22 protein-coding genes are annotated in these 22,411 nt (G+C 44.9%); 6 read left to right on the forward strand and 16 right to left on the reverse strand.

Annotated features, from left to right (window positions below):
* Positions 1 to 113 precede the first annotated feature (113 nt).
* From pntB to KIO97_RS19135, 4 genes are all read right to left on the reverse strand, one after another.
* Complete coding sequence (pntB, locus tag KIO97_RS19120; RefSeq protein ID WP_005427135.1) at positions 114 to 1,508, reverse strand: Re/Si-specific NAD(P)(+) transhydrogenase subunit beta; 1,395 nt, start codon at positions 1,506 to 1,508, stop codon at positions 114 to 116.
* A gap of 12 nt (positions 1,509 to 1,520) precedes the next feature.
* The gene (locus KIO97_RS19125; protein WP_005427189.1) at positions 1,521 to 3,077 is read right to left on the reverse strand and encodes a Re/Si-specific NAD(P)(+) transhydrogenase subunit alpha; all 1,557 of its coding nucleotides are present in this window, start codon (positions 3,075 to 3,077) and stop codon (positions 1,521 to 1,523) included.
* 434 nt (positions 3,078 to 3,511) lie between these two features.
* Positions 3,512 to 3,793, reverse strand: a complete 282-nt coding sequence (locus tag KIO97_RS19130) for an HlyU family transcriptional regulator (RefSeq protein WP_012129329.1) — start codon at positions 3,791 to 3,793, stop codon at positions 3,512 to 3,514.
* Positions 3,794 to 3,857: 64 nt separating this feature from the next.
* The gene (locus KIO97_RS19135; RefSeq protein WP_021018234.1) at positions 3,858 to 4,226 is read right to left on the reverse strand and encodes a late competence development ComFB family protein; all 369 of its coding nucleotides are present in this window, start codon (positions 4,224 to 4,226) and stop codon (positions 3,858 to 3,860) included.
* A gap of 255 nt (positions 4,227 to 4,481) precedes the next feature.
* Between KIO97_RS19135 and KIO97_RS19140 the strand changes: the two genes are divergently transcribed.
* Positions 4,482 to 5,726, forward strand: coding sequence for a GGDEF domain-containing protein (locus KIO97_RS19140; RefSeq protein ID WP_285383699.1), 1,245 nt, complete (start codon positions 4,482 to 4,484; stop codon positions 5,724 to 5,726).
* A gap of 191 nt (positions 5,727 to 5,917) precedes the next feature.
* Here KIO97_RS19140 and KIO97_RS19145 read toward each other — a convergent pair whose 3' ends face one another.
* Positions 5,918 to 6,877, reverse strand: coding sequence for a diguanylate cyclase (locus tag KIO97_RS19145; protein ID WP_050906272.1), 960 nt, complete (start codon positions 6,875 to 6,877; stop codon positions 5,918 to 5,920).
* A 244-nt stretch (positions 6,878 to 7,121) separates the two neighbouring features.
* On the opposite strand from KIO97_RS19145, the gene KIO97_RS19150 reads away from it, so the two are divergent.
* Positions 7,122 to 7,559 (forward strand): DUF3069 domain-containing protein, encoded by a 438-nt coding sequence (locus KIO97_RS19150; RefSeq protein ID WP_005427129.1) that lies wholly within the window; start codon positions 7,122 to 7,124, stop codon positions 7,557 to 7,559.
* Between the two features lie 85 nt (positions 7,560 to 7,644).
* On the opposite strand, the gene modC is transcribed toward KIO97_RS19150, so the two are convergent.
* The 4 genes from modC to KIO97_RS19170 form a co-directional block, all read right to left on the reverse strand.
* On the reverse strand, positions 7,645 to 8,751 hold the full coding sequence (gene modC / locus KIO97_RS19155) for a molybdenum ABC transporter ATP-binding protein ModC (RefSeq protein ID WP_285383700.1): 1,107 nt from the start codon (positions 8,749 to 8,751) through the stop codon (positions 7,645 to 7,647).
* On the reverse strand, positions 8,748 to 9,437 hold the full coding sequence (gene modB / locus KIO97_RS19160) for a molybdate ABC transporter permease subunit (protein ID WP_045417276.1): 690 nt from the start codon (positions 9,435 to 9,437) through the stop codon (positions 8,748 to 8,750). The genes modC and modB overlap by 4 nt, the downstream gene beginning before the upstream one ends.
* Positions 9,438 to 9,449: 12 nt before the next feature.
* Positions 9,450 to 10,202: a molybdate ABC transporter substrate-binding protein gene (modA, locus tag KIO97_RS19165; RefSeq protein ID WP_050906268.1), complete on the reverse strand. Its 753-nt coding sequence runs from the start codon at positions 10,200 to 10,202 to the stop codon at positions 9,450 to 9,452.
* A gap of 90 nt (positions 10,203 to 10,292) precedes the next feature.
* Positions 10,293 to 11,744 (reverse strand): cobyric acid synthase, encoded by a 1,452-nt coding sequence (locus KIO97_RS19170; RefSeq protein ID WP_285383701.1) that lies wholly within the window; start codon positions 11,742 to 11,744, stop codon positions 10,293 to 10,295.
* A gap of 164 nt (positions 11,745 to 11,908) precedes the next feature.
* Between KIO97_RS19170 and KIO97_RS19175 the strand changes: the two genes are divergently transcribed.
* Both KIO97_RS19175 and KIO97_RS19180 read left to right on the forward strand, forming a co-directional pair.
* On the forward strand, positions 11,909 to 12,280 hold the full coding sequence (locus KIO97_RS19175; protein ID WP_005427087.1) for a YgiW/YdeI family stress tolerance OB fold protein: 372 nt from the start codon (positions 11,909 to 11,911) through the stop codon (positions 12,278 to 12,280).
* A 165-nt stretch (positions 12,281 to 12,445) separates the two neighbouring features.
* Positions 12,446 to 12,976: a hypothetical protein gene (locus tag KIO97_RS19180; RefSeq protein WP_285383702.1), complete on the forward strand. Its 531-nt coding sequence runs from the start codon at positions 12,446 to 12,448 to the stop codon at positions 12,974 to 12,976.
* Positions 12,977 to 13,094: 118 nt separating this feature from the next.
* On the opposite strand, the gene KIO97_RS19185 is transcribed toward KIO97_RS19180, so the two are convergent.
* The 3 genes from KIO97_RS19185 to KIO97_RS19195 all read right to left on the reverse strand — a co-directional run bounded on the left by KIO97_RS19185 (position 13,095) and on the right by KIO97_RS19195 (position 15,985).
* Positions 13,095 to 13,772, reverse strand: coding sequence for an ATP-dependent zinc protease (locus KIO97_RS19185; RefSeq protein WP_005427116.1), 678 nt, complete (start codon positions 13,770 to 13,772; stop codon positions 13,095 to 13,097).
* A 12-nt stretch (positions 13,773 to 13,784) separates the two neighbouring features.
* On the reverse strand, positions 13,785 to 14,972 hold the full coding sequence (locus tag KIO97_RS19190) for an amino acid aminotransferase (RefSeq protein WP_009696621.1): 1,188 nt from the start codon (positions 14,970 to 14,972) through the stop codon (positions 13,785 to 13,787).
* A 155-nt stretch (positions 14,973 to 15,127) separates the two neighbouring features.
* Positions 15,128 to 15,985, reverse strand: a complete 858-nt coding sequence (locus KIO97_RS19195; RefSeq protein WP_285383790.1) for an AraC family transcriptional regulator — start codon at positions 15,983 to 15,985, stop codon at positions 15,128 to 15,130.
* A gap of 155 nt (positions 15,986 to 16,140) precedes the next feature.
* Here KIO97_RS19195 and KIO97_RS19200 point away from each other — a divergent pair, with 155 nt between their 5' ends.
* On the forward strand, positions 16,141 to 17,526 hold the full coding sequence (locus KIO97_RS19200; protein WP_285383703.1) for an MATE family efflux transporter: 1,386 nt from the start codon (positions 16,141 to 16,143) through the stop codon (positions 17,524 to 17,526).
* A gap of 147 nt (positions 17,527 to 17,673) precedes the next feature.
* On the opposite strand, the gene nrdG is transcribed toward KIO97_RS19200, so the two are convergent.
* Both nrdG and nrdD read right to left on the reverse strand, forming a co-directional pair.
* Positions 17,674 to 18,144, reverse strand: a complete 471-nt coding sequence (gene nrdG / locus KIO97_RS19205) for an anaerobic ribonucleoside-triphosphate reductase-activating protein (RefSeq protein ID WP_285383704.1) — start codon at positions 18,142 to 18,144, stop codon at positions 17,674 to 17,676.
* Positions 18,145 to 18,229: 85 nt separating this feature from the next.
* The gene (nrdD, locus tag KIO97_RS19210) at positions 18,230 to 20,350 is read right to left on the reverse strand and encodes an anaerobic ribonucleoside-triphosphate reductase (RefSeq protein WP_045376731.1); all 2,121 of its coding nucleotides are present in this window, start codon (positions 20,348 to 20,350) and stop codon (positions 18,230 to 18,232) included.
* 308 nt (positions 20,351 to 20,658) lie between these two features.
* On the opposite strand from nrdD, the gene KIO97_RS19215 reads away from it, so the two are divergent.
* A complete protein-coding gene (locus KIO97_RS19215; RefSeq protein ID WP_134977091.1) occupies positions 20,659 to 21,522 on the forward strand; it encodes an endonuclease/exonuclease/phosphatase family protein in 864 nt (287 codons plus the stop codon).
* A gap of 14 nt (positions 21,523 to 21,536) precedes the next feature.
* Here KIO97_RS19215 and KIO97_RS19220 read toward each other — a convergent pair whose 3' ends face one another.
* Positions 21,537 to 21,977 (reverse strand): YeeE/YedE family protein, encoded by a 441-nt coding sequence (locus tag KIO97_RS19220; protein WP_285383705.1) that lies wholly within the window; start codon positions 21,975 to 21,977, stop codon positions 21,537 to 21,539.
* A 14-nt stretch (positions 21,978 to 21,991) separates the two neighbouring features.
* Positions 21,992 to 22,393, reverse strand: a complete 402-nt coding sequence (locus KIO97_RS19225) for a YeeE/YedE family protein (RefSeq protein ID WP_285383706.1) — start codon at positions 22,391 to 22,393, stop codon at positions 21,992 to 21,994.
* Positions 22,394 to 22,411 lie beyond the last annotated feature (18 nt).

The raw sequence follows: 22,411 nt of genomic DNA on the forward strand, positions 1-22,411 counted from the left end.
AATAAACAAGCGAATGACATTAGGCGGCTCAAGGATTTGCAGTACTATAACATTGAAGCCCCACAAAAAAAGGCCAGCGAATGCTGGCCTTGGTTAGTTTTAGAGCAAATATTTTACAATGCTTTGAAAATTGCCTCGACGCTTTCTTTCGCATCACCGAATAGCATTGAGGTGTTTTCTTTAAAGAACAGTGGGTTTTGTACGCCAGCGTAACCGGTATTCATTGAACGCTTGAATACGACTACGTTTTGCGCGTTCCAAACTTCTAATACAGGCATGCCTGCGATTGGGCTATTTGGATCTTCAAGCGCTGCTGGGTTCACTGTATCGTTCGCGCCGATAACCAGAACGGTATCTGTTTCCGGGAAGTCATCGTTGATCTCGTCCATTTCTAGCACGATATCGTAAGGCACTTTTGCTTCCGCTAGCAGTACGTTCATGTGGCCAGGTAGACGACCCGCTACTGGGTGAATACCAAAGCGAACTTCAATGCCCTGATTACGCAATGTCTCCGTGATCTCATGCACTGGGTATTGTGCTTGAGCTACTGCCATGCCGTATCCCGGCGTGATGATCACTGATTTTGAGTTCTTCAGCATTTCTGCCACTTCTTCAGCTGATGTTTCGCGGTGTTCGCCCTGCTCTTCATCACTTGAAATCACAACTTCTTGACCGAAGCCGCCAGCGATAACGCTGATGAACGAGCGGTTCATAGCTTTACACATGATGTAAGAAAGGATCGCACCCGAAGAACCAACTAGTGCACCTGTCACGATCAATAGGTCGTTTGCAAGCATGAAACCTGCCGCCGCCGCTGCCCAACCTGAGTATGAGTTCAGCATTGAAACCACAACTGGCATATCTGCACCACCGATAGACGCCACTAAGTGGTAACCGAATGCGAATGCAATCAGCGTCATTACGATCAGTGCGAACATGCTGCCGTCCGCTTTTACGAAGTAAATCATAAGAAGCGTAGATACGACGATCGCCGCAAGGTTCATTTTGTGCTTGTGAGGCAAGTTAAGTGGCGAAGATGAGATCGTGCCGCGTAGCTTACCGAAAGCAACGACTGAACCCGTAAAGGTTACCGCACCGATGAACACGCCAAGGAAGACTTCCACTAGGTGAATCACGTGCTCAGCGTGAATACCAGCAAGGTCAGTTGAAACTGGTGCTGGTGGCTCAAGGTAACTGTTGTAACCTACCAAAACTGCAGCCATACCTACAAAGCTGTGTAGGATCGCAACCAGTTCTGGCATTTGAGTCATTTCTACTTTCTTCGCGTAGTGGATACCGATGCTACCACCGATGACCATCGCGATGATGACCCAAACGAACCCTTCTGCATTCGGGCTAAAGATTGTCGCAATAAGCGCAATCGCCATACCCGCAATACCGTAGTAGTTACCCTTTCTTGCCGATTCTTGTTTAGAAAGTCCCGCGAGACTTAATATGAAAAATAGCGCAGCAATAATGTATGCCGCTTGTACTAATCCTGCAGACATTGGTCACTCCTATTATTTATCTTTGCGGAACATTTCAAGCATACGTTTGGTCACGGTAAAGCCACCAAAGATGTTTATGCTTGCAATGAGTACAGCAATGAATGATAGGAAGGTAACGACGCCATTACCCTGACCAATTTGCAGCAGTGCACCTACTACGATGATGCCTGAAATCGCGTTGGTTACAGACATTAGTGGAGTATGCAGTGCATGTGTTACGTTCCAAACTACGTAGTAACCTACCACACACGCCAGTACGAATACGGTGAAGTGAGATAAGAACGCAGCCGGAGCAACAGAAGCAACCCAAGCAAAGGCACCTAAACCGACAGCGAGTGCACCGAATTTCTTCACTGGTGACGTTGGCTCTTCAACTTTAGGCTGAGGCTTAACGGGTTCTTGCGGTTTAGCTTGTGGCTGTGCCGACACCTGAATTGGTGGCGCAGGCCATGTCACTTCGCCTTCTTTTACTACTGTTACGCCACGAAGCACAACGTCTTCGAAGTCGATATCGATGTTGCCATCTTTCTCTTTGCAAAGCAGTTTTAGAAGGTTTACAAGGTTGGTTGCGTAAAGCTGAGAAGATTGCGTAGGCAGGCGACCTACCATGTCGGTATAGCCAACGATTTTCACGCCGTTCGCCGTGGTGATCACTTGATCTTTTACTGTGTATTCGCAGTTACCACCGTTTGCGGCAGCAAGGTCGACGATTACGCTGCCCGCTTTCATGCTATCCACCATTTCTTTGGTGATAAGCGTTGGCGCAGGTTTACCAGGAATCAGAGCCGTTGTGATGATGATATCAACGTCTTTCGCTTGCTCAGCGTATAGCTCAGCGGCTTTTTTGTTGAATTCATCCGACATTTCTTTCGCGTAGCCGTCACCTGAACCTGAATCTTCTTTGAAGTCTACGGTTAGGAACTCTGCGCCCATCGATTCAACTTGCTCTTTTACTTCAGGACGAACGTCAAAAGAGCGAACGATAGCGCCAAGGCTACCAGCAGCGCCGATAGCAGCAAGACCTGCAACACCTGCACCTGCAACCAGTACTTTCGCTGGCGGCACTTTACCTGCTGCGGTAATTTGACCGGTGAAGAATCGACCGAATTCATGAGCGGCTTCAACCACTGCACGGTAACCGGCAATGTTCGCCATAGAAGAGAGTGCGTCTAATGCTTGCGCACGTGAGATACGAGGAACCGCGTCCATTGCGAGAACGTTGATGTTCTTGCTAGAGAGTTGTTCCATTAACTCTGCATTTTGAGCTGGCCAGATAAAGCTCACTAATGTTGCGCCATCTTGCAGTAATGCGATTTCGTCGATGCCTTTTTCTTCATCTACGAGTGGCGCGTTCACTTTAAGGATTAAACCTGACGTCCATACTTCTTCACTAGATACAATTTTCGCCCCTGCTGCTTCATAAGCGGCATCATCGAAACTGGCTAGCACCCCCGCTTGTGATTCGATTGCGACATCGAACCCCAACTTAATTAACTGCTCAACCGATTTAGGTGATGCAGCTACTCGCGACTCACCTGCGAGTATTTCCTTAGGTACACCGATTTGCAAAACGCATACTCCTTGTATACATATCAATAATTAGTCCCAAAACAGAGCGTCGCTCTACTCTAATTCTTTTTTATTTCTATCTGTTTACTACGCAAGAAAACACAAACGAATGATGGTGTTTGGGGTCACCCATTTGCACAGCCACATCTTGACTAACAGCCCTGTTATTCTTCTGTTTTTATCGAACGTCTATCGTGACTTCAAGTATTTTGTAATAAAAATACTAAATTTCATTACATATAACGCTAAGTAATGAATATTTGTCTACTTCGCGCTGAAAAATAACTACGATTAGCGCTACTCAGCAGAGGTCTAACCAGATATGTGTTAATTGCTTGTTTTACAAATATTTAAGCCTAAAAAAGAAAGAGAGCCATCAGCATATACACTAATGGCTCTCTTTAAGATGATTCGTATCAAGTTGCAGTGATTTCTTAATCGAAGATCTTTTCACCCATTTGGTCGATAAACATCTGCGATTTTTTCAACATCAACTCATTGGCATCTTGCTCTGACCCCAACAAATCCGATCGGATAAAACGGTGTGATTTCACTTCTCCGTCGAAGTCTTTTTCGATGCGTCCAGCAATGCGGTACTGACCGCCTTCTGAAAGGCTTTCTTGATAGATCAGGTAGCCTTTGTACTCGACGGGTTCGACGGTTTTTACTTCAGCAGTTTTATCACTGCCACCAAACAAGCGCGAAAAGAATCCCACGGTTCCTCCTTGGGGACGCCCACTCTTCTGTATATTGATTCTTATATACGGTAGCGAACATCATTTACTTTATGTTGACGTTGAGGATCGGTTTTTCGAACCAATCCAGTTCTTTGTCTTCATCATAACTGGTATGCGACAAAATTACAGGCACATCATTGTTACGATTTTTGCGTCTGTCTTCTTGAATCATTGTCGCTGCATTCTCAACAGCGACATCAACACTTTGTTTGAACTGCGCCAATTTGCGTTCTGGGAGTGCCGACAGAAAATCGATGTCATGACGAATATAAACAGGCTTCAGCTGGATCAGAGCTAAACACGCGATATCCGCCAGTTGTTCGTTGTCGAACTGATCTACGTATTGGTCTGAAGCGAGCACCTGTCCAACCAAGGTTTCCATGTAATTGTGTACGTCTGAACTGATCTGCATCGATTTTTCTCCTTTGTTCAACACCTTGAAATTATAGCAGTCGAACTCGCTCTGCAACTCGTTGATTGCTCTTAATTTAATCAACCTCTCTCTTTTTGTCAGCGTTCGCTGTAAAACACTTGGAAAATTCCGAAATACACGTATTCTTGTTAGTTTTGAAAGCGTCTGAAATTATACTGTTTACGCACGGTATTAATTGAATGCTTAATGTAACCCTCTAGATATATTCAACTATTTTCAGGTAATTTGTAGTAGATGGCATCATCTTTAATGACCTCCCCAGGCTTCCGCTTCCTATTCCCAGTCTTGTTATTGGGCATGGTCAGTTTGGGTATGGATAACATCATTCAGATGACCCAATCTAACTGGGGAATTGCGGCAAACTTGCCCTACATTTTGCTCGGTTGTGCGTTGTTGATGTGTTACTCGTTCAAGCAAGGACGAGAGTCCATGGTATGTATTGCCATGTTGCTCGCCTACTTTGTGATTCAACATCGTTTACAGGTACCACTACAAACTGGCACTGCACTTTTAGAGCTCACTATTTTAGCAAGCCTCCTTCCCGTTTCGTTCTTGGCCGTGTTCCTCTTCAATAAAGAGGGCTTCGATTCCAAAGCGACACTCACTTATGTACTTATGTTGAGTATGTTTGTGTTCTGGTCTTACGTAACCTTGACCTACTATGTTGAAGGTGGGTTTGAGGAGTGGACCAATGGCATCTTGTTTATTGTTCCAACCGTTTCAAAGTTACCATTGGTTTTAGTGCTGTATTGCATTGGCATTGTGTGCTTTTTGGGCATTTTGGTCTTAAAGAAAAACAAGATCATTCATGCCATGACATACTCAGCCATGGTATTGGCATCAGCGACGTTTATCTTCTTCGATGTTCAATACATTTCGAGCACCATGTTTACCCTTACGGGTTTGCTGATCATCATCTACTCGACATCAGCCAGCCACCAACTGGCTTTCACCGACAGTTTGACGCTCATCCCTAGCCGTCGCGCATTGGATCTCGACCTTAAGCATATGGGACGCAAGTTTACTATTGCGATGCTGGATGTTGACCACTTTAAGAAGTTCAACGACACCTATGGCCACAATACCGGCGACGATGTACTCAAAATGGTCGCTTCTCGATTGATGAAGACACAAGGCGGCGCAAAGGTTTACCGATTTGGTGGTGAAGAGTTCGCCATCGTGTTTAAAGGTAAATACACCGAAGATTGCGAAGCGCATTTAGAAGAAGTTCGTGAGCTTATTGCTCAGTATGAAATGATTCTACGTGACCAAGACAACCGTCCTGACGACAATAAACAAGGACGCAAAAAACGCGGTAACGCGGATTCGAAGCAGAAAACGGTATCTGTAACAGCCAGTTTTGGTGTTGCGGATAGCCGCAGCGCACGTAACCCTGCTGATGTGATTAAGCTGGCAGATGATGCTCTATATAAAGCAAAAAAAGCGGGCCGTAACTGTGTGAAGTACTGCCACGCTTAATTCTTTCTTCCCAATTCTTTAAAGCTTGTTTTTTAGGCTCTAGGACTGCTAAAACAAGCCCAGTTAACGAAACTATCCTGAAGCTGTGCTGCTTTCAAACTAAAGAGACAAGACTTTTCGAGCCCTACCTAGAAAATCGCCCAAGATAAGTGACAGTGTCACTATGATTCAATGGTTTCTATCCTTCTGACTTAACTAGCATTTACCACTGTGTAGGTATTTCTTCCCAAGGATTTAGACGTATATAGCGCCCTGTCTGCTGTTGCGTACAAATCGGCGACTTTATCTTTCCCCGTTGGTTGGAGCGCAAACACACCCTGTGACACTGTCACTCTATTTGCCACACTTGAATATGCATGTGGGTAATCTAAGAAGTACAATGCTTCTTGAATCCTCTCCGCTTCTCTTTCTGCGGTTTGCGCGTCGGTACTATTTAGAAGGATGACAAATTCTTCACCACCATAACGGCCGACATATTCTCCAGAACGACAGAAGGTTGCTTTAAGTTGATTTGCGATGGCTTGTAGGCAGCGATCCCCTTCTATATGGCCGTAGTTGTCATTGAATGGCTTAAAGAAGTCTACATCCAAAAGAATCAACGCCATTGGCATATGATGACGTCCATGCCACGCAATCATGGTTTCTAGCTTTTGGTCTATATAGCGACGGTTATAGAGCTTGGTCAAACTATCTTCGTTGGCTTGTTCTTGCAATAGAGAGTTCATTTCCTCTAACTGGGCAGTCGCTTGCTTGAGCTCACGACGCATATGCGCAATACGCTGCATTGCCATGAGCTTAGAGTTGAGAACAAGTTTGTCGACAGGTTTGATCAAGTAGTCATCACCACCTGCTTCTATTGCTTTTGCTATCATTTCGGGCTCTTCGTGACTACTCAAGAAGATGATTGGGATCCAATCTGGGAAGGTTTCTCTGATATGAAGTGAGACTTCGAAACCATTCATGTCTGGCATCGCGATATCCAGCAGTACGAGCTCTGGGTCGAAGCTTTCATAAGTGTTCAGTGCTTCTATCCCGTTGCCAACGGCTTTTACAATGTGACCTTGCTGTTTTAATCGTATAGCCAACTGCATTCGGTCTAGTTGTACGTCATCAACCAGGAGAATGCGCATAGAGGTCCCTGTCGGTTGCATAGCGCGTTCCATTTTTTTCTCAGTCTTTACTAAACATATATCATACACGCACGGTTGTTGCATTACGCGACAAATTTCGTGCTATATTTTTTTGTTGAACGGTCACGTAATCAAATAGTTCTTATGGTAGCTATTTGATGCATTTGGTATTAATATTCCCGCCTTTTGTAGCAAGAGCCACTCGAATCTCGTTACAACATGCACTATAAATAATGTGCGCTTTTATGTACTAACAGGACTCACCATGTCAGAAGCAACTAACAACGAAAGCAAAAAAATCGATCTAGAAACTATTTCTCCAGAACTACGTAAAGTTATCGAATTTGACGAAGTTCCTGAGCAAATGTTTGAGATGGTTACCTCTATCCATGAAGTGTCTGAAGAAGCTGTTCGTGAATCTTGGAATGAAATGCCAGCAAGTGCACAAAACATTCTGGACAACTTCGAGCAATTCCACGCTCTAGTGTCTGTAGGCCAAGCTTTCGCTGGTCTAAACGTAATGGAAGAGTTCCCGACTCTAAACCTGCCAGAAAACATGACAGATGAAGATAAAGAAGACTACCGTGCTCAACTGCTAGACAATGTTCTACACAACTGCGTGAAAGACATGGTTAAGCAACTTAAGAAAGCACGTCGTGACCCTCTTCTTAAGCGTGAATTCAAAGAAGTATTCGTGAAGTAATTCCGACACTCTCTTTAATAATAAAGGCCGCACCTGCGGCCTTTTGTGTATCTGTGGTCTTTTGCGTATCTGCGGTTTAGTCAATTTAATGGTGCGCCAAAGCAATATCGCGTTGTGTGACACTCACACCTTTAACTTGCGCATAAACCTTATCACCGACTTTTAAGTTCAAGTCATCCAATGCCCACGGTGTTATCGTCGCCCATAAGTGGCATTCTTCATCTAACTTAAGTGAAACGGTGATACTTTGCTTGTCGTCGCCCGTAGTTAGCTCTTCTATAGATGCAACGGTCGCTGGCAGCACGTTACGAATCGACGTAGAGACCGGTTTTTCTAACGCAATAGAAACATCGTTTGCACGCACTTGAAGCCGGATTGGCGTATCTGGCTCGCCATCGACTTTTTGCACCCACAGACAAGCACTTGGTGCGAGCTTCACACACGTCAACGCGTATTTCTCGTGATGAGTCGCGATCTTTCCTTCAAACAAGCTGCTGTGGTCCGAGAATGACTGCCAAGGGCGCATGGCATGAGAAGCCCACACCTCTTCTAATTTACCTGACGTCATGATTCTGCCTTTATCAAGAATCGACAGGTGCTGTGCCAGGCGAAGGATCTCTTGCAAGCTATGAGTAACGTAAACGATTGGAATGTTGACCTGCTCAGACAACTCCTCCAAAAATGGCATCACTTCGCGCTTACGTGGCATATCTAATGATGCCAATGGTTCATCCATCAGTAGCAGATTAGGTTTTGAGAGCAAGGCTCGAGCGATGGCGACACGTTGCTTCTCACCACCGGATAAAGAGATTGGGAAGCGCTTCAATAGTGGCTTAATAGCGAGTAGCTCTGTCACTTTATCGAAATAATCATCATCTTTTTCGACTACGCCGTAGAATAAGTTGCCTTTCACGGAGTAATGCGGAAACAAACGAGAGTCTTGGAATACATAGCCAATCTTGCGCTTGTGTGTCGGTAAATTAATTCCGGCATCACTATCGAAAAGAACGTGTTCACCAATCGACACTTTACCTTGCTTTGGCGTCACCAACCCGCTGATAACGTTAATTAGTGTAGTCTTTCCGGCGCCAGAACGGCCAAACAACGCGCTTATTCCGTTACCCGGTAACGATAAGGCGATGTCAAAATCAGTTTCACCAAGTGATCGTTTAAATTGAATTTCTATGCTCATCGTTTAGCTCCTAGACGCGCTGAAGCTTTGCGATTTAACCATTCTGATATCATTAATGTCGAGAGAGCCAAAGCAATGGAAATGATGCACAAGCGCGCGGCTTCCATCTCTGCTCCCGGCGTTTCGATGAAGTTGTACATCGCCAAAGGAATGGTTTGGGTCTCGCCGGGAATGTTAGAAACAAAACTGATCGTTGCTCCAAACTCTCCCAAGCTGCGAGCGAAAGAAAGCATTGTACCAGTGATAATGCCTGGGATCGTTAAAGGCAGCGTGATAGTAAGGAATACTTTTAAAGGTGATGCGCCTAACGTTGAAGCTGCGTGTTCTAGTTTAGGATCAACATTATCTAAGCTAAGGCGAACGGAACGCACCATCAAAGGCAGCGCAACAACGATACAAGCGATAACCGCCCCCTTCCAGTTGAAGCTGAACACCAAACCAAAGTGTTCATAAAGCCAACTGCCAAGAAACCCCTGTCGACCTAATGAGATCAGCAATAGATAACCAATCACCACTGGCGGCAATACCAGTGGTAAATGGATCAGACTGTCGAGAATGGATTTACCGATAAACTGTTTTCGAGAAAGTAACCAAGCCAGAGCAATGCCGAGTGGTATTAACCAAACGACGGCATAGGCGCCGACTTTTAGGCTTAGTATTAAGGCTTGGTATTCAAGTTCTGTCACTCTGTGCCCTTTTTATTGAAATCCGTATTGCACAAATACTTGTTTGGCATCGTCGGATTTCAAGTATTCAAAAAACTGCTTAGATTGCGTTGAGTCTTTTACGATTGCCGCTGGATAAACAATGCCCGCGTGGGTGTTATTGGCAAACTCGCCGACCACTTTTACTTTATTCGTTAAGAGTGCATCGGTTTTGTAGACAACGCCAAGTGGTGCCTCACCGCGTTCAACTAACGCTAATGCAAGACGAACATTTTTTGCTGGCGCCACTTGTCGCTCAAGCTGCTTCCAAACGCCAAGGTTGGTAAGAGATTCACGAGCATACATACCAGCAGGCACCGAGACCGGGTTGCCAAGCGCAAGGCGATTACCTGCTAATGCTTGACTCCATGCATTGGCATCTGAAAAGTTGAAAGAAGTAACCGTTGAAGCTTGTGGTGCAATAAGAACGAGACTGTTGTGAACTAATTCAGTGACATTGTCACTCTTTACTGCTTTTGATTTTACTAGATAGTTCATCCACTTAGTGTTTGCAGAGATAAACACATCAGCTGGTGCGCCGTTTAGAATTTGGCGAGCGATGGATGAGGAGCCTCCGTAAACTGGCGTGACTTTTACGTCATACTGTTGCTCAAACTTTTGCGCGATATCATCGATCGCGTTAGTCATTGACGAGGCCGCGTAGACTTTAATATCAGTCGTTGCGTTTGCTGCTGACGAAACGCTCAATATTGCCGCTAGGCAAGCATGAATCTTCCATGCTTTCATAAAAACACTCCAGTGCTAGACAGGCAGAAAAAGAAAATGTAGAGCACAATGTCTACTTCTATTTATGCTTCAAACAGTTAAAAACTGGTTTTATTTGAACAGAAAGTCAAGATTCATATGTTGTTCTATCGCATCTGCAATGCGATTAATGCCCTGTTCTTTGAGCTGCTCAAAATCTTGCTGTTTGATTTGAGTGCCGTTTACCCATTCAGACACGAGGCTTAGTACATCGGCCTCATCGAAAAAACCGTGTAGGTAGGTTCCCATAATTTGGCCACACTCACTGATCGCACCCTCAGCTTCGCCAGAACTTAACTTCAAAGGTTGAGCGCCCTGCACTTCACTTCGTCCCACATGGATTTCGTAACCTTTCACATTCACTGTTTTACCGTTTAAGCAAAGCTGCGCTTGTGTGTTGGTCAGTTGTTTGCTGTCAGTTAGCGTCGTAGTAATGTCTAGCAACCCAAGCCCTTCACTCTTCCCTGGACTGCCTTCCACGCCATTAGGGTCGTCAATTAATTTGCCAAGCATCTGGTAACCACCACAAATGCCAATGACTTTGCCGCCCAGACGAATGTGACGTTGAATGTCTTTATCCCAGCCTTGGCTGCGCAAATAATCTAAGTCATCACGAACTGATTTGGTTCCCGGTAGGATCACCAGATCGGCTTTGTCGATCTTTTCGCCTTTGCCAACGTAGCGAAGGTTAATGTCTGGGTTAAGACGTAACACATCAAAATCGGTATGATTACTGATACGCGTTAGTACTGGTACTACAACATTGAGTTTCACTTGTGAAGACAGCTCTTGCTCTGCCGTTATGGCGTCTTCTGCCTCTAGGTTTAAACCGTGCAAGAACGGCAATACGCCCAACACAGGTTTACCTGTCTTTTCTTCTAACCAATCAAGGCCAGATTCAAGTAAGCCGATGTCACCACGGAAACGGTTAATCACAAAGCCTTTCACACGTGCTTGTTCTGATTCGGATAATAACGCCAAAGTGCCATACAAGTGGGCAAATACGCCACCACGGTCGATATCCGCGATGATAATAACGGGGACGTCAGCTTCTTCAGCAAACCCCATGTTCGCGATGTCATTTTCTCTTAAGTTGATTTCCGCAGGGCTGCCAGCGCCTTCAATCATGACAGATTCGTATTCATCCGTTAGTTTTACAAATGAATCCAGCACCGTTCCCATTGCCACTCTCTTGTAATCATGAAACCCAACAGCGTCCATATTCGACAATGCTTTACCTTGTAAGATGATCTGAGCACCTGTGTCGCTGTTAGGCTTAATCAGAACAGGATTCATGTGAACCGTTGGCTCAACGTTACAGGCTTGTGCCTGAACGGCTTGAGCACGCCCAATCTCTCCGCCATCTTTGGTTACCGCACTATTGAGGGCCATATTCTGTGGCTTGAATGGGGCAACCTTTATCCCTTTTCGGGCTAAGACACGGCATAAACCTGCCACAAGGACGCTTTTTCCGGCATCTGAGGTGGTGCCTTGAACCATTAATGATGGGATTGGTGATTTCATGAACGTTTAATAAGAGAAAAAAGAAGGTGAACAATCATAACGTTATCTCAGCATAGGACTCAAGAAAATGAATCGAATATGAATGTTCGAATCAGTAATGGTTCAAATAAGGTTTGTTTTAATAGCACCATCAAAAACGAACACCTATATAGAGAAACCAAATTATGAAAAACACTGTTATCGCTACTATCGCTGCACTTGCTATCGCTCCTACTGTTGCAATGGCGAAAGACCACAACCATGGCCAATCAAGCATTCAATTTAATGGCCCTGTTACGGTTGAGAAAGTCGATGCACTGATTAAAGACTCAAGTATGTTCACCGAAAAAGACGTGGTTGTAGAAGGTAACCTACTTCGTCAAACGCGCGCGGATCAATTTATCTTTAGCGACGGTTCTGGTGAAATCATGGTTGAGCTAGATGATGATATTCGACTAACTACGCCAATCGACCAAACGACAAAAGTACGTCTATTTGGCGAGTTTGAAGGCGGCAGCAAGCCTGAAATTGAAGTTGAACACCTCGTTGTTATGTAACCTGGCTTCTTAGCCGCTCAATTGAGCAGCAAAACATTGATCAGTTAGCACTTTGTCCTAGTGCATTGGGTGACTATAAACGCCTAAAATGATATTTTGTAAATCTTGGTCTGCATTTTGCAGACCTTTTTTTCGTTCGTATTATTTTCTTGCCCGGAGACACCCATGCTAGGTAAAGCTCTAAAGGTTGCAGCCTTTGGTTTGTGCGCTGTTTTGCCGCTTTCTGCACATGCAAACAACTTCAACTACAACATGATGGAATTCCGCATGGGTACCAGTCCTGGTACGTTTGGTGGTGAAGTCACAACCTACTTCACCGAAAACACCCATTTCATTGGTCGTGCCGACAGTGAATTTAGCGGAGATTGGGACCTTGCCGGTGGTATTGGTTTTAACGGTCCTGCCGGACAGTTTGCCGACATTTACGGCCAAATGCTGGTTCACAATATCAAAAAAGACAATGGTGAAGGTGACGAGTGGAAAAGCGAAGTAAATATCGGTACTCGTATTTGGTTCATGCAGAACATTGAATTGCACGGCCGTATTGGTCAGTTAATCGATAATGATGACTCTGAGACCGTCTATAACCTTGGTGCCCGCTTCCACTCGACACAGCAGTTGTCACTTGGTGCCGATTTTAAAAACAACGGTACTTACGGACAGCAACTTGTGTTGTCAGCGCGTTTCGCTTACTAAGTTTAACTGGCCAAGCTCATGCACTGACACTGAGCTAACCAATTGAATAAAATAAAAAAGCCTCTCAGTTGAGAGGCTTTTTGTTATTCGATACGATATTTAGCGTCCGAGTATTGGATTACTTACCGCTTGGTTTGTTCTGAACGTATTTCTTAGATACATCCACAACCGCAACGTCACGGAAGAAGCTACGACCCAACAAGATTGGGAACTTCATATGACCACGTTCTGTTAACGTAAACTCGGTTTGTTCTTTTAAGTCGCCAACTTGGATGTAGGCAACCACAACTGGGCGCTTGTCGACGTCTTCTGAAGAAGATTGACGAATTTTAGCCCAGCGCTCAACAGGTAGTTTGAACTCTTTGCTCGCCTTACCGTTGATGTCAATTTTGAACTGAACCCAATCTTTACCGTCGCGCTCAAATGGAACCACTTCAGTCGCACTGATTGAAGATGTTGTTGCACCAGTATCAACACGACCTTTGAAAGTCTGGTTAATAGCAGGAATGTGCACCCACTCTTCCGCACCTAGAATCAACATGCCATCAGGTGTTTTCTGTACCTTAGCTGGCTTTTCTGGTTTAGGTTCTGGCTTCTTCTCAGGTTTCGTTTCCGGTTTTGGTTCCGGCTTCACCTCAGGCTTTGGCTCTACTTCAGGTTTTACTTCCGGCTTTTCAACCGGTTGCTCCACGACTGGTTTTTCTGGCTCAACAGGCTCAGTGGTCGTCGGTGTCGACGTACAAGCAATAAGACCACCGCTCATCATTAGCGGCAGAATCAGTTTCCAGTTCTTCATTAACTCTCCCAATTAACGTTGAGATACTTTTTGGATCGCGTCAGCAACGTAAGGAATATGAGTTTCGGTCAAACCAGCGATGTTGATACGACCATCACCGACACCATAAATGCCATAATCTTCACGCAGTTGCGCCATTTGGTTTTCACTAAAGCCTAGCACAGTAAACATGCCTTTGTGACTCTCAATGAAATCAAATTGATCTGTATTATGGTTGTTTCTCAATTCGTTACACAAAGTTTGACGAAGATTCAGCAAGCGTTGCTGCATTTCGTTCAATTCTTGTTTCCAAACTGAAGTAAGGTTGGCATCTTGAAGAATGGTTTTCACCAATGCAGCACCGTGATCTGGCGGCATAGTGTAAGTTGAACGAGCTAACGTAAGAAGCTTACCTTTTGCATTCGCCACGTCTTGCGTGTTTTTACCGATCACAATTGCAGCACCAGTACGTTCACGGTACAAACCAAAGTTCTTAGAACATGAGGTTGTAATCAGCATTTCTTCAACGTTGTCAGCCATAAAGCGGAGACCTTTTGCGTCTTCCTCTAGACCATCACCAAAACCTTGGTAAGCAATATCTACAAATGGGGTAAAACCGTTCTTTTGTGAAAGCTCTGTAATCGCTTGCCACGCAGAAAAATCAATATCTGCACCCGTTGGGTTGTGGCAACAGCCATGCAGAAGCACGACGTCAGAAGGACCTGCTTTAGATAGGTCTTCTAGCATTTTCGCCGTATCAACTTGTTTCGTTTCTGGTGAGAAGTAATGGTAGAACTTCACCTTAAGCCCAGCCGCTTCCATCACTGGCTTGTGGTTTACGTAGCTTGGGTTTGAAATCCAAACCGTCGTATCTGGTTGTGCTACCTTCATTAGGTCACCCAGCATACGCAACGCACCACTTGCACCAGGCGTTTGAATCGCTGCCACACGATCTGTTGCTGACGTACCCGTCAGAAGTAGATCGATCATGCTTTGGTTGAATTCTTCACAGCCTGCAAGCCCAACGTAGGATTTGGTCTTTTGGTTTTCGACAACCACTTCTTGTGCCATTTGAATGGCTTTCATGATTGGCGTTTCACCAGCGCTGTTTTTGTACACGCCAATACCAAGGTCAACCTTGTTTGGACGTTCATCGCCGCGGTATGCGACGGAAAGAGATAAAATAGGATCTAATACAGGTGTTGGTAGATTAGAAAACATGAAAGTCATAACCCTTTGAAATTCAAGTATCGAACCTCACGGTAACACTTTCGTTATAAATGGCGAAACGATTTTTCACACATTTCGCCAATTAGAGTACAAAATTCTGGTGACTGGGGAATTTTATGAGCTCAATCGGTCATAAAAAGAACGATTCACTCATTGAAGTTTGAATCTAGCTTGCCATTTTTCCTAAATTCACGTGGAGTCATACTCGACCAAGCTTTAAATCGTGTACTGAAGTTGGCGCCCGTTGGGTACCCTACTATTTCACCGATGTGCTGAATTGACCATTCTGTTGAGCGCAACAAACGCGCAGCATACTCCATTCGCATCCGAGTTAGGTGTGCCATTGGGCTTCGTCCAAACTGTTGTTGGGTCAAACGATGCAAGTGAGGTTCAGAGCATGGGTACAAGGCTGCAAGTTGTTCTACCGTCCATTCTTTATGGAGTTGTCTCTGAACCAAATCAAACACGCGGCGCAACTTTAACTGGTTGCGTGATATGGAATCTGAGTGCGGCATATTCAGCATGAGCTCTAACTGGGCAACGCTGTGTGCACCAACTTCACCGCCGTAATCGATAGGTAGATTGATACTTCGCAATAGAGTCTGAATGCAGAAATACATCACTTCTGGTGCCGGTGTAAGTTGATACTCAATCTCTTCTTTCACCATCGGCCATTCTTTATCTTGTGAAAGAAACACCCACGCGATTTGCCACGTTTCGTCTTCCATTCCAAAGCCATTTTCGATGCCCGCAGGCACGATCACCAACGATCCTGGCTCAAGTTCATAACGGCAAGCGCCACTCTCCAGCCAACCTTTACCGCGAACTGTATAGAGCAACATGTGTTTTTTCTGGTTTTTGCGATAAACGGAAAAGAACTCTCGGCAAGTGGCGATTCCACATTGAACGATGCCTCTTTCTTCAAGAGCAAGTACGCGAGTGTGGTCGATGAACTCTTGATAGGTCTTTTCTGAAATGGTGTAACGTTCTTGCTTTTCTTCCATGATTCGATGGCTCACAAATGCACTCACGGCAAACGTGTTCTACCAAACCACCGATAAAGACTGGATAGTTTGACAAAACTTTTGGATGTCTTCGAAAAATACACCGCCAAATCATACGGATAAACTACTCGCATTGTTCTTAGAGGAGAAATGCGATGCTCTTAACACGTCAATACATAGACAAAGCATTTTGGAAAAAACTGATTGCGATCGGTGTCCCTGTGTCACTGCAATCCATGCTGTTTTCACTGCTCGGTGCGGTGGACATTTTTATGGTGAGCCAACTTGGTGAATCTGCAACGGCCGCGGTGGGCGTTGGTAACCGAATCTTTTTCTTTAACCTCGCCGTGGTGTTTGGATTGTGTGGCGCAGTGACGGTTTTGGCTTCTCAGTATTATGGTTCTGGAAACCTCTCTGGTATACGCAGAACGTTAGCGCAATCTTGGTTTATTTCGCTAGTGGTGACTTTGCCATTTATTTGGCTGTATGTGGTTTATGACAAAGAGATCGTTTCTTTTATGGCGGACGATCCTGTGTATGTTAGCTATGCGAGAGAATACTTAGTAGTGACTGGCTTGAGTCTCATAGGTACCGCTGTCGTTGTTCCCATTGAGTCGGTGTTGAGATCCGTCGGTGAGGCGAAGATGCCAACTTACGTCAGTATCACCGCAATCGTTGTGAATGTCTTCCTCAATGCCGTTTTGATCTTTGGCTTACTCGGATTTCCACAATGGGGTGTGTTTGGGGCTGCTGTCGGTACTTTTATCTCACGCTTTTTCCAAACTGCGGTGCTGGTTTACTTCTTTTGTCGCCGATATTCACATCTGCTCCCTACTCGCTCAGACTGGCTTGAAGGCACAGTAAAGAAGTACCGAAACAAATATTTCAGAGTCTCAATGCCAATGCTTATCCATGATGCGTTGTGGACTGGCGGCTTGATTGTCTACAGCATCATTTATGGTCAATTAGGTGTAACTGAACTGGCGATTATCTCGTTCCTATCACCAATTGAAGGTGTGTTGATTTCAACGTTTATGGGATTTGCTGTTGCAGCCTCTGTACTTTTGGGTAATGACATTGGCGCTCAAGAATATGACCGTGTAGAGAAAACCGCTTGGTGGTATGTGTTTACCAGTGCTGTACTCGCAACGATATTATTCTTAGTTGTTTGGGCATGTTCACCATTGATTTTGAACTTGCTGGAGATGAGTCCGCTTACTGATAAGCAAATGGCACTGAATGTATGCTTGGTGTTAGCACTGGGCATGATTCTGCGAGTATTCAACATGGTCGGTATTGGCGGCGTGTTGAAAAGTGGCGCTGATATTCGCTATAGCATCTTCATTGACACATTTGGTCAATGGGTGATTGGCATTCCGCTCACTTACTACACCGGGATGGTGTTAGGTTTACCGCTGCACTGGGTGTTGATGTCCCTACTGGTCGAAGAGTTGGTAAAAGGCATTCTGACCACACACCGAATCCAATCTAAGCGTTGGATTAACAACATGGTTGAAGATGACTCTGGAGTGACGGCGTAACTATAAAGTGGTGCTATGTTTATACAAGTAAGAGCTAAGATAACTCTCTGTTTTTAATAAATAGCTTTAAAGAACTCACACCAAAAGGGCACATTCGAAATATCCGAATGTGCCCTTTTTATATTTGGTTTTTCTTGAGTTGGACCTTTAAAGCTCAGTAAATCGATGGATGATTTGATTTGAGCTTCCTCGCCATTCTAGGTTGAGGTCTCGTTTATCTTGCTCGTATTTCCCATCGATTAATGTGTCGATGTATTGCGTCACTTCGCGCTGTGCATCGTCGAGCTCTTCAAGCGTGTAACCTGTCCAAACCCAAATATCTTTGCCTGAGCACTCTTCTCTTACGCGTTTTACAAGCTTAAGAATGTGCGGCACGTTCGCTGGATGCAAAGGATCACCACCAGACAGAGATAAACCTCGGCGTTTGATGCGCGTGTCGTTTAAGTCTGCAATGATTTTGTCTTCCGCCTCTTGAGTGAAAAACACACCAGAATCCAAACGTTGCGTCGACTGGTTATAACAGCCGCGGCACTGGTGTACACAGCCCGACACAAATAGTGTGCAGCGTGTACCTGGTCCGTTAACAACGTCGATTGGATAGTATTGGTGGTAATTCATAATCGTGCCTTGTTTTGCTGGCTAGAAAAGAAAATCAACCCACGACAGGTTGATTTTCATTATTGGGTTTGAGCTTAAGTAAACCTTACAGGTGCTTAACTCGACGCTTCACTTCTTCTTGTTTACCGAAGTTAAACGGACGCGCATCTGGGCTGCCTAGGTAGCCACAAACGCGGCGTGTTACTGACACTTTGGTTGAGTCATGGTTGCCACAACTTGGGCAAGTGAAGCCTTTACTTGTACAGTCAAACTCACCGTTGTAGCCACACTCGTAACACTCATCAATTGGCGTGTTTGTACCGTAGTAAGGTACGCGGGTGTAACTGTAATCCCATACGTTTTCTAGTGCTTCAACGTTACGTTGCATGTTCGGGAACTCGCCGTAACAGATAAAGCCGCCGCTTGAGATTTCTGGGTAAGGCATCTCAAAGTCGATCTTGTCGTACGGGTTCACCTTCTTCTCAACATCTAGGTGAAAGCTGTTTGTGTAGTAACCTTTGTCTGTTACGCCTTTAATTACGCCGAACTCTTTCGCGTCGATGCGGCAGAAACGGCTACATAGGTTTTCACTTGGCGTTGCGTATAGGCTGAAACCGTAACCAGTATCTTCTGCCCAACCGTTTACTGTGTCTTTCAGGTGCTTGATGATTGCTACTGCTTTTTCACGCAGAACAGCGTCATCGTAAACGTGCGCTTCTGTACCGAATAGCGCGTTAATTGTCTCGTGTACACCGATGTAACCAAGAGAAATAGACGCACGACCATTCTTGAAGATATCTGCGATTGAGTCGTCTGCTTTCAGACGAACACCACACGCACCTTCCATGTAAAGGATCGGAGCAACACGTGCTTTCACGTTTTCTAGACGAGAGATACGTGTTTCTAGTGCTTTACGTGCAAGACGTAGGCGATCGTTTAGAAGCTCGTAGAATTTCTCTTCACTGCCGTTTGCACGGATAGCGATACGAGGAAGGTTCAAGCTCACTACGCCTAGGTTGTTACGACCTTCGTGAATCAGCTCACCGTTTTCTTCGTAAGTACCAAGGAAGCTACGACAGCCCATCGGTGTTTTGAATGAACCCGTTACTTCCACTACTTTGTCGTAGTTAAGAATGTCTGGGTACATACGCTTAGACGCACACTCAAGCGCAAGTTGCTTGATGTCGTAGTTTGGATCTTCTGATTTGTGGTTCAAGCCATCTTTGATGCCGAATACAAGTTTAGGGAATACCGCTGTTTTACGGTTCTTACCTAGACCTGCAATACGGTTCTTCAGAATCGACTTCTGGATAAGGCGTGATGCCCAGCTTGTGCCAAGACCAAAACCAAACGTAACGAATGGTGTTTGACCGTTCGCAGTGTGTAGCGTGTTTACTTCGTACTCTAGAGATTGGAACGCGTCATAACACTCTTTCTCAGTGCGTGCTTTTGCGAACTCTTCTGGCTCAGCAATGTTCCACTCTTTTGCGATCTCTAGGTGTTTCTCATAGCTGGTGATTACGTACGGTTCTAGAACTTCATCAATACGGTTGATGGTTGTACCGCCGTAAATGTGGCTCGCTACTTGAGCAATGATCTGTGCCGTTACTGCTGTTGCAGTCGAGATTGATTTTGGTGTATCAATCTCAGCGTTACCCATTTTAAAGCCGTGCGTTAGCATGCCTTTAAGATCAATAAGCATACAGTTAAACATTGGGAAGAACGGAGCGTAATCCAAATCGTGGTAGTGAATATCACCTACTTCGTGCGCTTGAACCACATCGCGAGGAAGGATGTGCGTCTTCGCGTAGTGTTTCGCTACGATACCAGCCAACAAGTCACGTTGAGTCGGAATTACTTTACCGTCTTTGTTCGCGTTCTCGTTGATTAGGTCTAGGTTGCTTTCTTCAATCAGACCTTCGATTTCGCGAGTTAGTGCGCTTTGCTTCTCACGAGCGATATCGCGATCGTGGCGATATTCAATGTAAGAACGAGCTAGGGCTTTGTAAGGACCTTGCATGAGTTCATTTTCGACTAGGTCTTGAATCTCATGAATGTGAACTTCATCGTGATCCTGAAGCTGTAACTCAACTGCCAGAGCAACATTTAGTGCATAAATGGCGACATCTTTGTCTTTGTTTTCCGCTGCGGCTTCTACTGCTGCTTGGATACGATCCCTGTTGAACGGAGCTCTTGAGCCGTCACGCTTGATTACGATTGGTTTCACTTTTTCTCCTTACCCCAAAATACTCACAGACTTATCCACAAATACACTATATGGGGTTATTTCTTATTCTGATGACACAATATATTGTGGCGTATTTAACGAGAAGCACCAATTGAAAACATTGATTTTGATCAATAAAAAATGGGTAGCGAACAAGAACAAATCGATCTTATTGGCGTTGATCTCAGTTGCGAAGAAAACTGTGAAAATTGCAAAATTGGAGCGAAATCCACTTGCTTTTTTTCGAGGTCTTATAGGATAAAGGATGGAAAGGAGTGCGCTAAATAATAGGAGTGCAACAGACCAAAATGCGATCACTTTTTGTTACGACGATATTACTTTTTAGTTCTTTTTCATTTGCTCAAAATTCCGTCAACTTAACCAGCTGGAATATTGAATGGTTATCTATAGATGGTGGAAAAGTGTCAAGAACACCACAAGATTTTGAAAAGCTGAACCACTATGTGGATAAAACACAAGCCGACATTCTCGCTTTTCAAGAAGTCGAGAGTGCCGCTGCTGTCCAAAAAGCCGTTGGCAATGACTTCACTATTTATCTTTCCGATCGTTCAAACGCCTCTAACCGACACCTTCAGTTCAATGACACCAATCAATACACAGGTTTTGCGGTACGTAATGGTATGAGCGTGTTGGACAAGCCAGACTTTTCTATCACACGAGGCAACAGCAAGCTCCGCTTCGCCAGCTACCTTGTTTTGAATCCAGACCAAGATAACGAAACTCACCTACTCTCTGTGCACCTAAAGGCGGGTTGCAGTGGCGCATATCGCAATAACCGCGATTGTAAGATAGTGAAACAACAAGGACAGGCTCTAGCCAAGTGGATAAAAGCGCGTGAGGACAACAAACAACAATATGTGGTACTTGGCGACTTTAACCACAATTTGGGTTATCGAGGAGATTGGTTATGGGAAGTGCTATCGGACAATACCGATGCAAAGCTAGTGACCAAAAATACCAAAGCGGAATGTAAAGTACGTTCTAATCGTAATCCGAAGAAAACCCACCAATTCCGCTCGGTGATAGACCACATCATTGTGAGTGGTGATTTAAAAGCGTCGTCTGGTGTTCAAACCGTTTTCAAAACACAAGATGTGCTCGACTACAAACTGAGTGATCATTGTCCGGTTTCTACGACACTCACTTTTTAGAATTGAAGTACTCTTTAGCCGCGAACAATTGTTTTAGCGGTGAACGAACCAACCAACATTGCCGCTATAAAGAACAGGACTTGTGTGTTGCCAGTAAAGAGGCTGGCAACCGCAGGACCAGGACACACACCGAGTAAGCCCCATCCAATACCAAACAGTGCTGCACCACCAACTAACTTTTTGTCTATCGTTTTAGAAGTCGGACAGACAATCTCACCACCAAACACAGATTCACTTCTTGGCTTTATTAATAACAGATAAGCAGGAACGAACACCGCAAGTGCTCCCCCCATGACGAAGGCTAAGCTTGGATCCCATTCTCCGGTAATATCTAGGAAGCCAATCACTTTTGCCGGATCAGCCATACCGGAAATCACCATACCAATGCCAAAAAGCGCACCAGAAAATGCGACAATGGAAATTTGTTTAATACTTTTCATTACGTGAGTTTTCATAACAACACTATTCCTCACGATACCAGTAAGACGGTTAACATGGCTGTGGCCATAAAAGTACACGTCGCAACGACGGAACGGACAGAGAAACGCCCCATCCCACAAATGCCATGACCACTTGTGCAACCATTACCAATACGCGTACCCACCCCAACAAACAAACCAGCTACTACAACCAAACCAAGATTGCCGCTGTACTCAGTTGGTACATGCACGCCAAGAACATAAACGGCAAACACACCGCCCAATGCCATCGCAATTAAAAACACAATTCGCCAAACTCTGTCGGCATTCTCAACGGCACCATTTAAGATCCCGCTGATTCCCGCGGTCTTGCCATTGAAAAGCATTAATATCACCGCTGATGCGCCAACCATGACACCGCCCAAAAGCGACACCCAAGGAACTTCAAACATAACAACCACCAGTATAAA

It is taken from the genome of Vibrio sp. B181a (genome assembly GCF_030248375.1).
In the GTDB taxonomy this organism is placed as follows: domain Bacteria; phylum Pseudomonadota; class Gammaproteobacteria; order Enterobacterales; family Vibrionaceae; genus Vibrio; species Vibrio campbellii.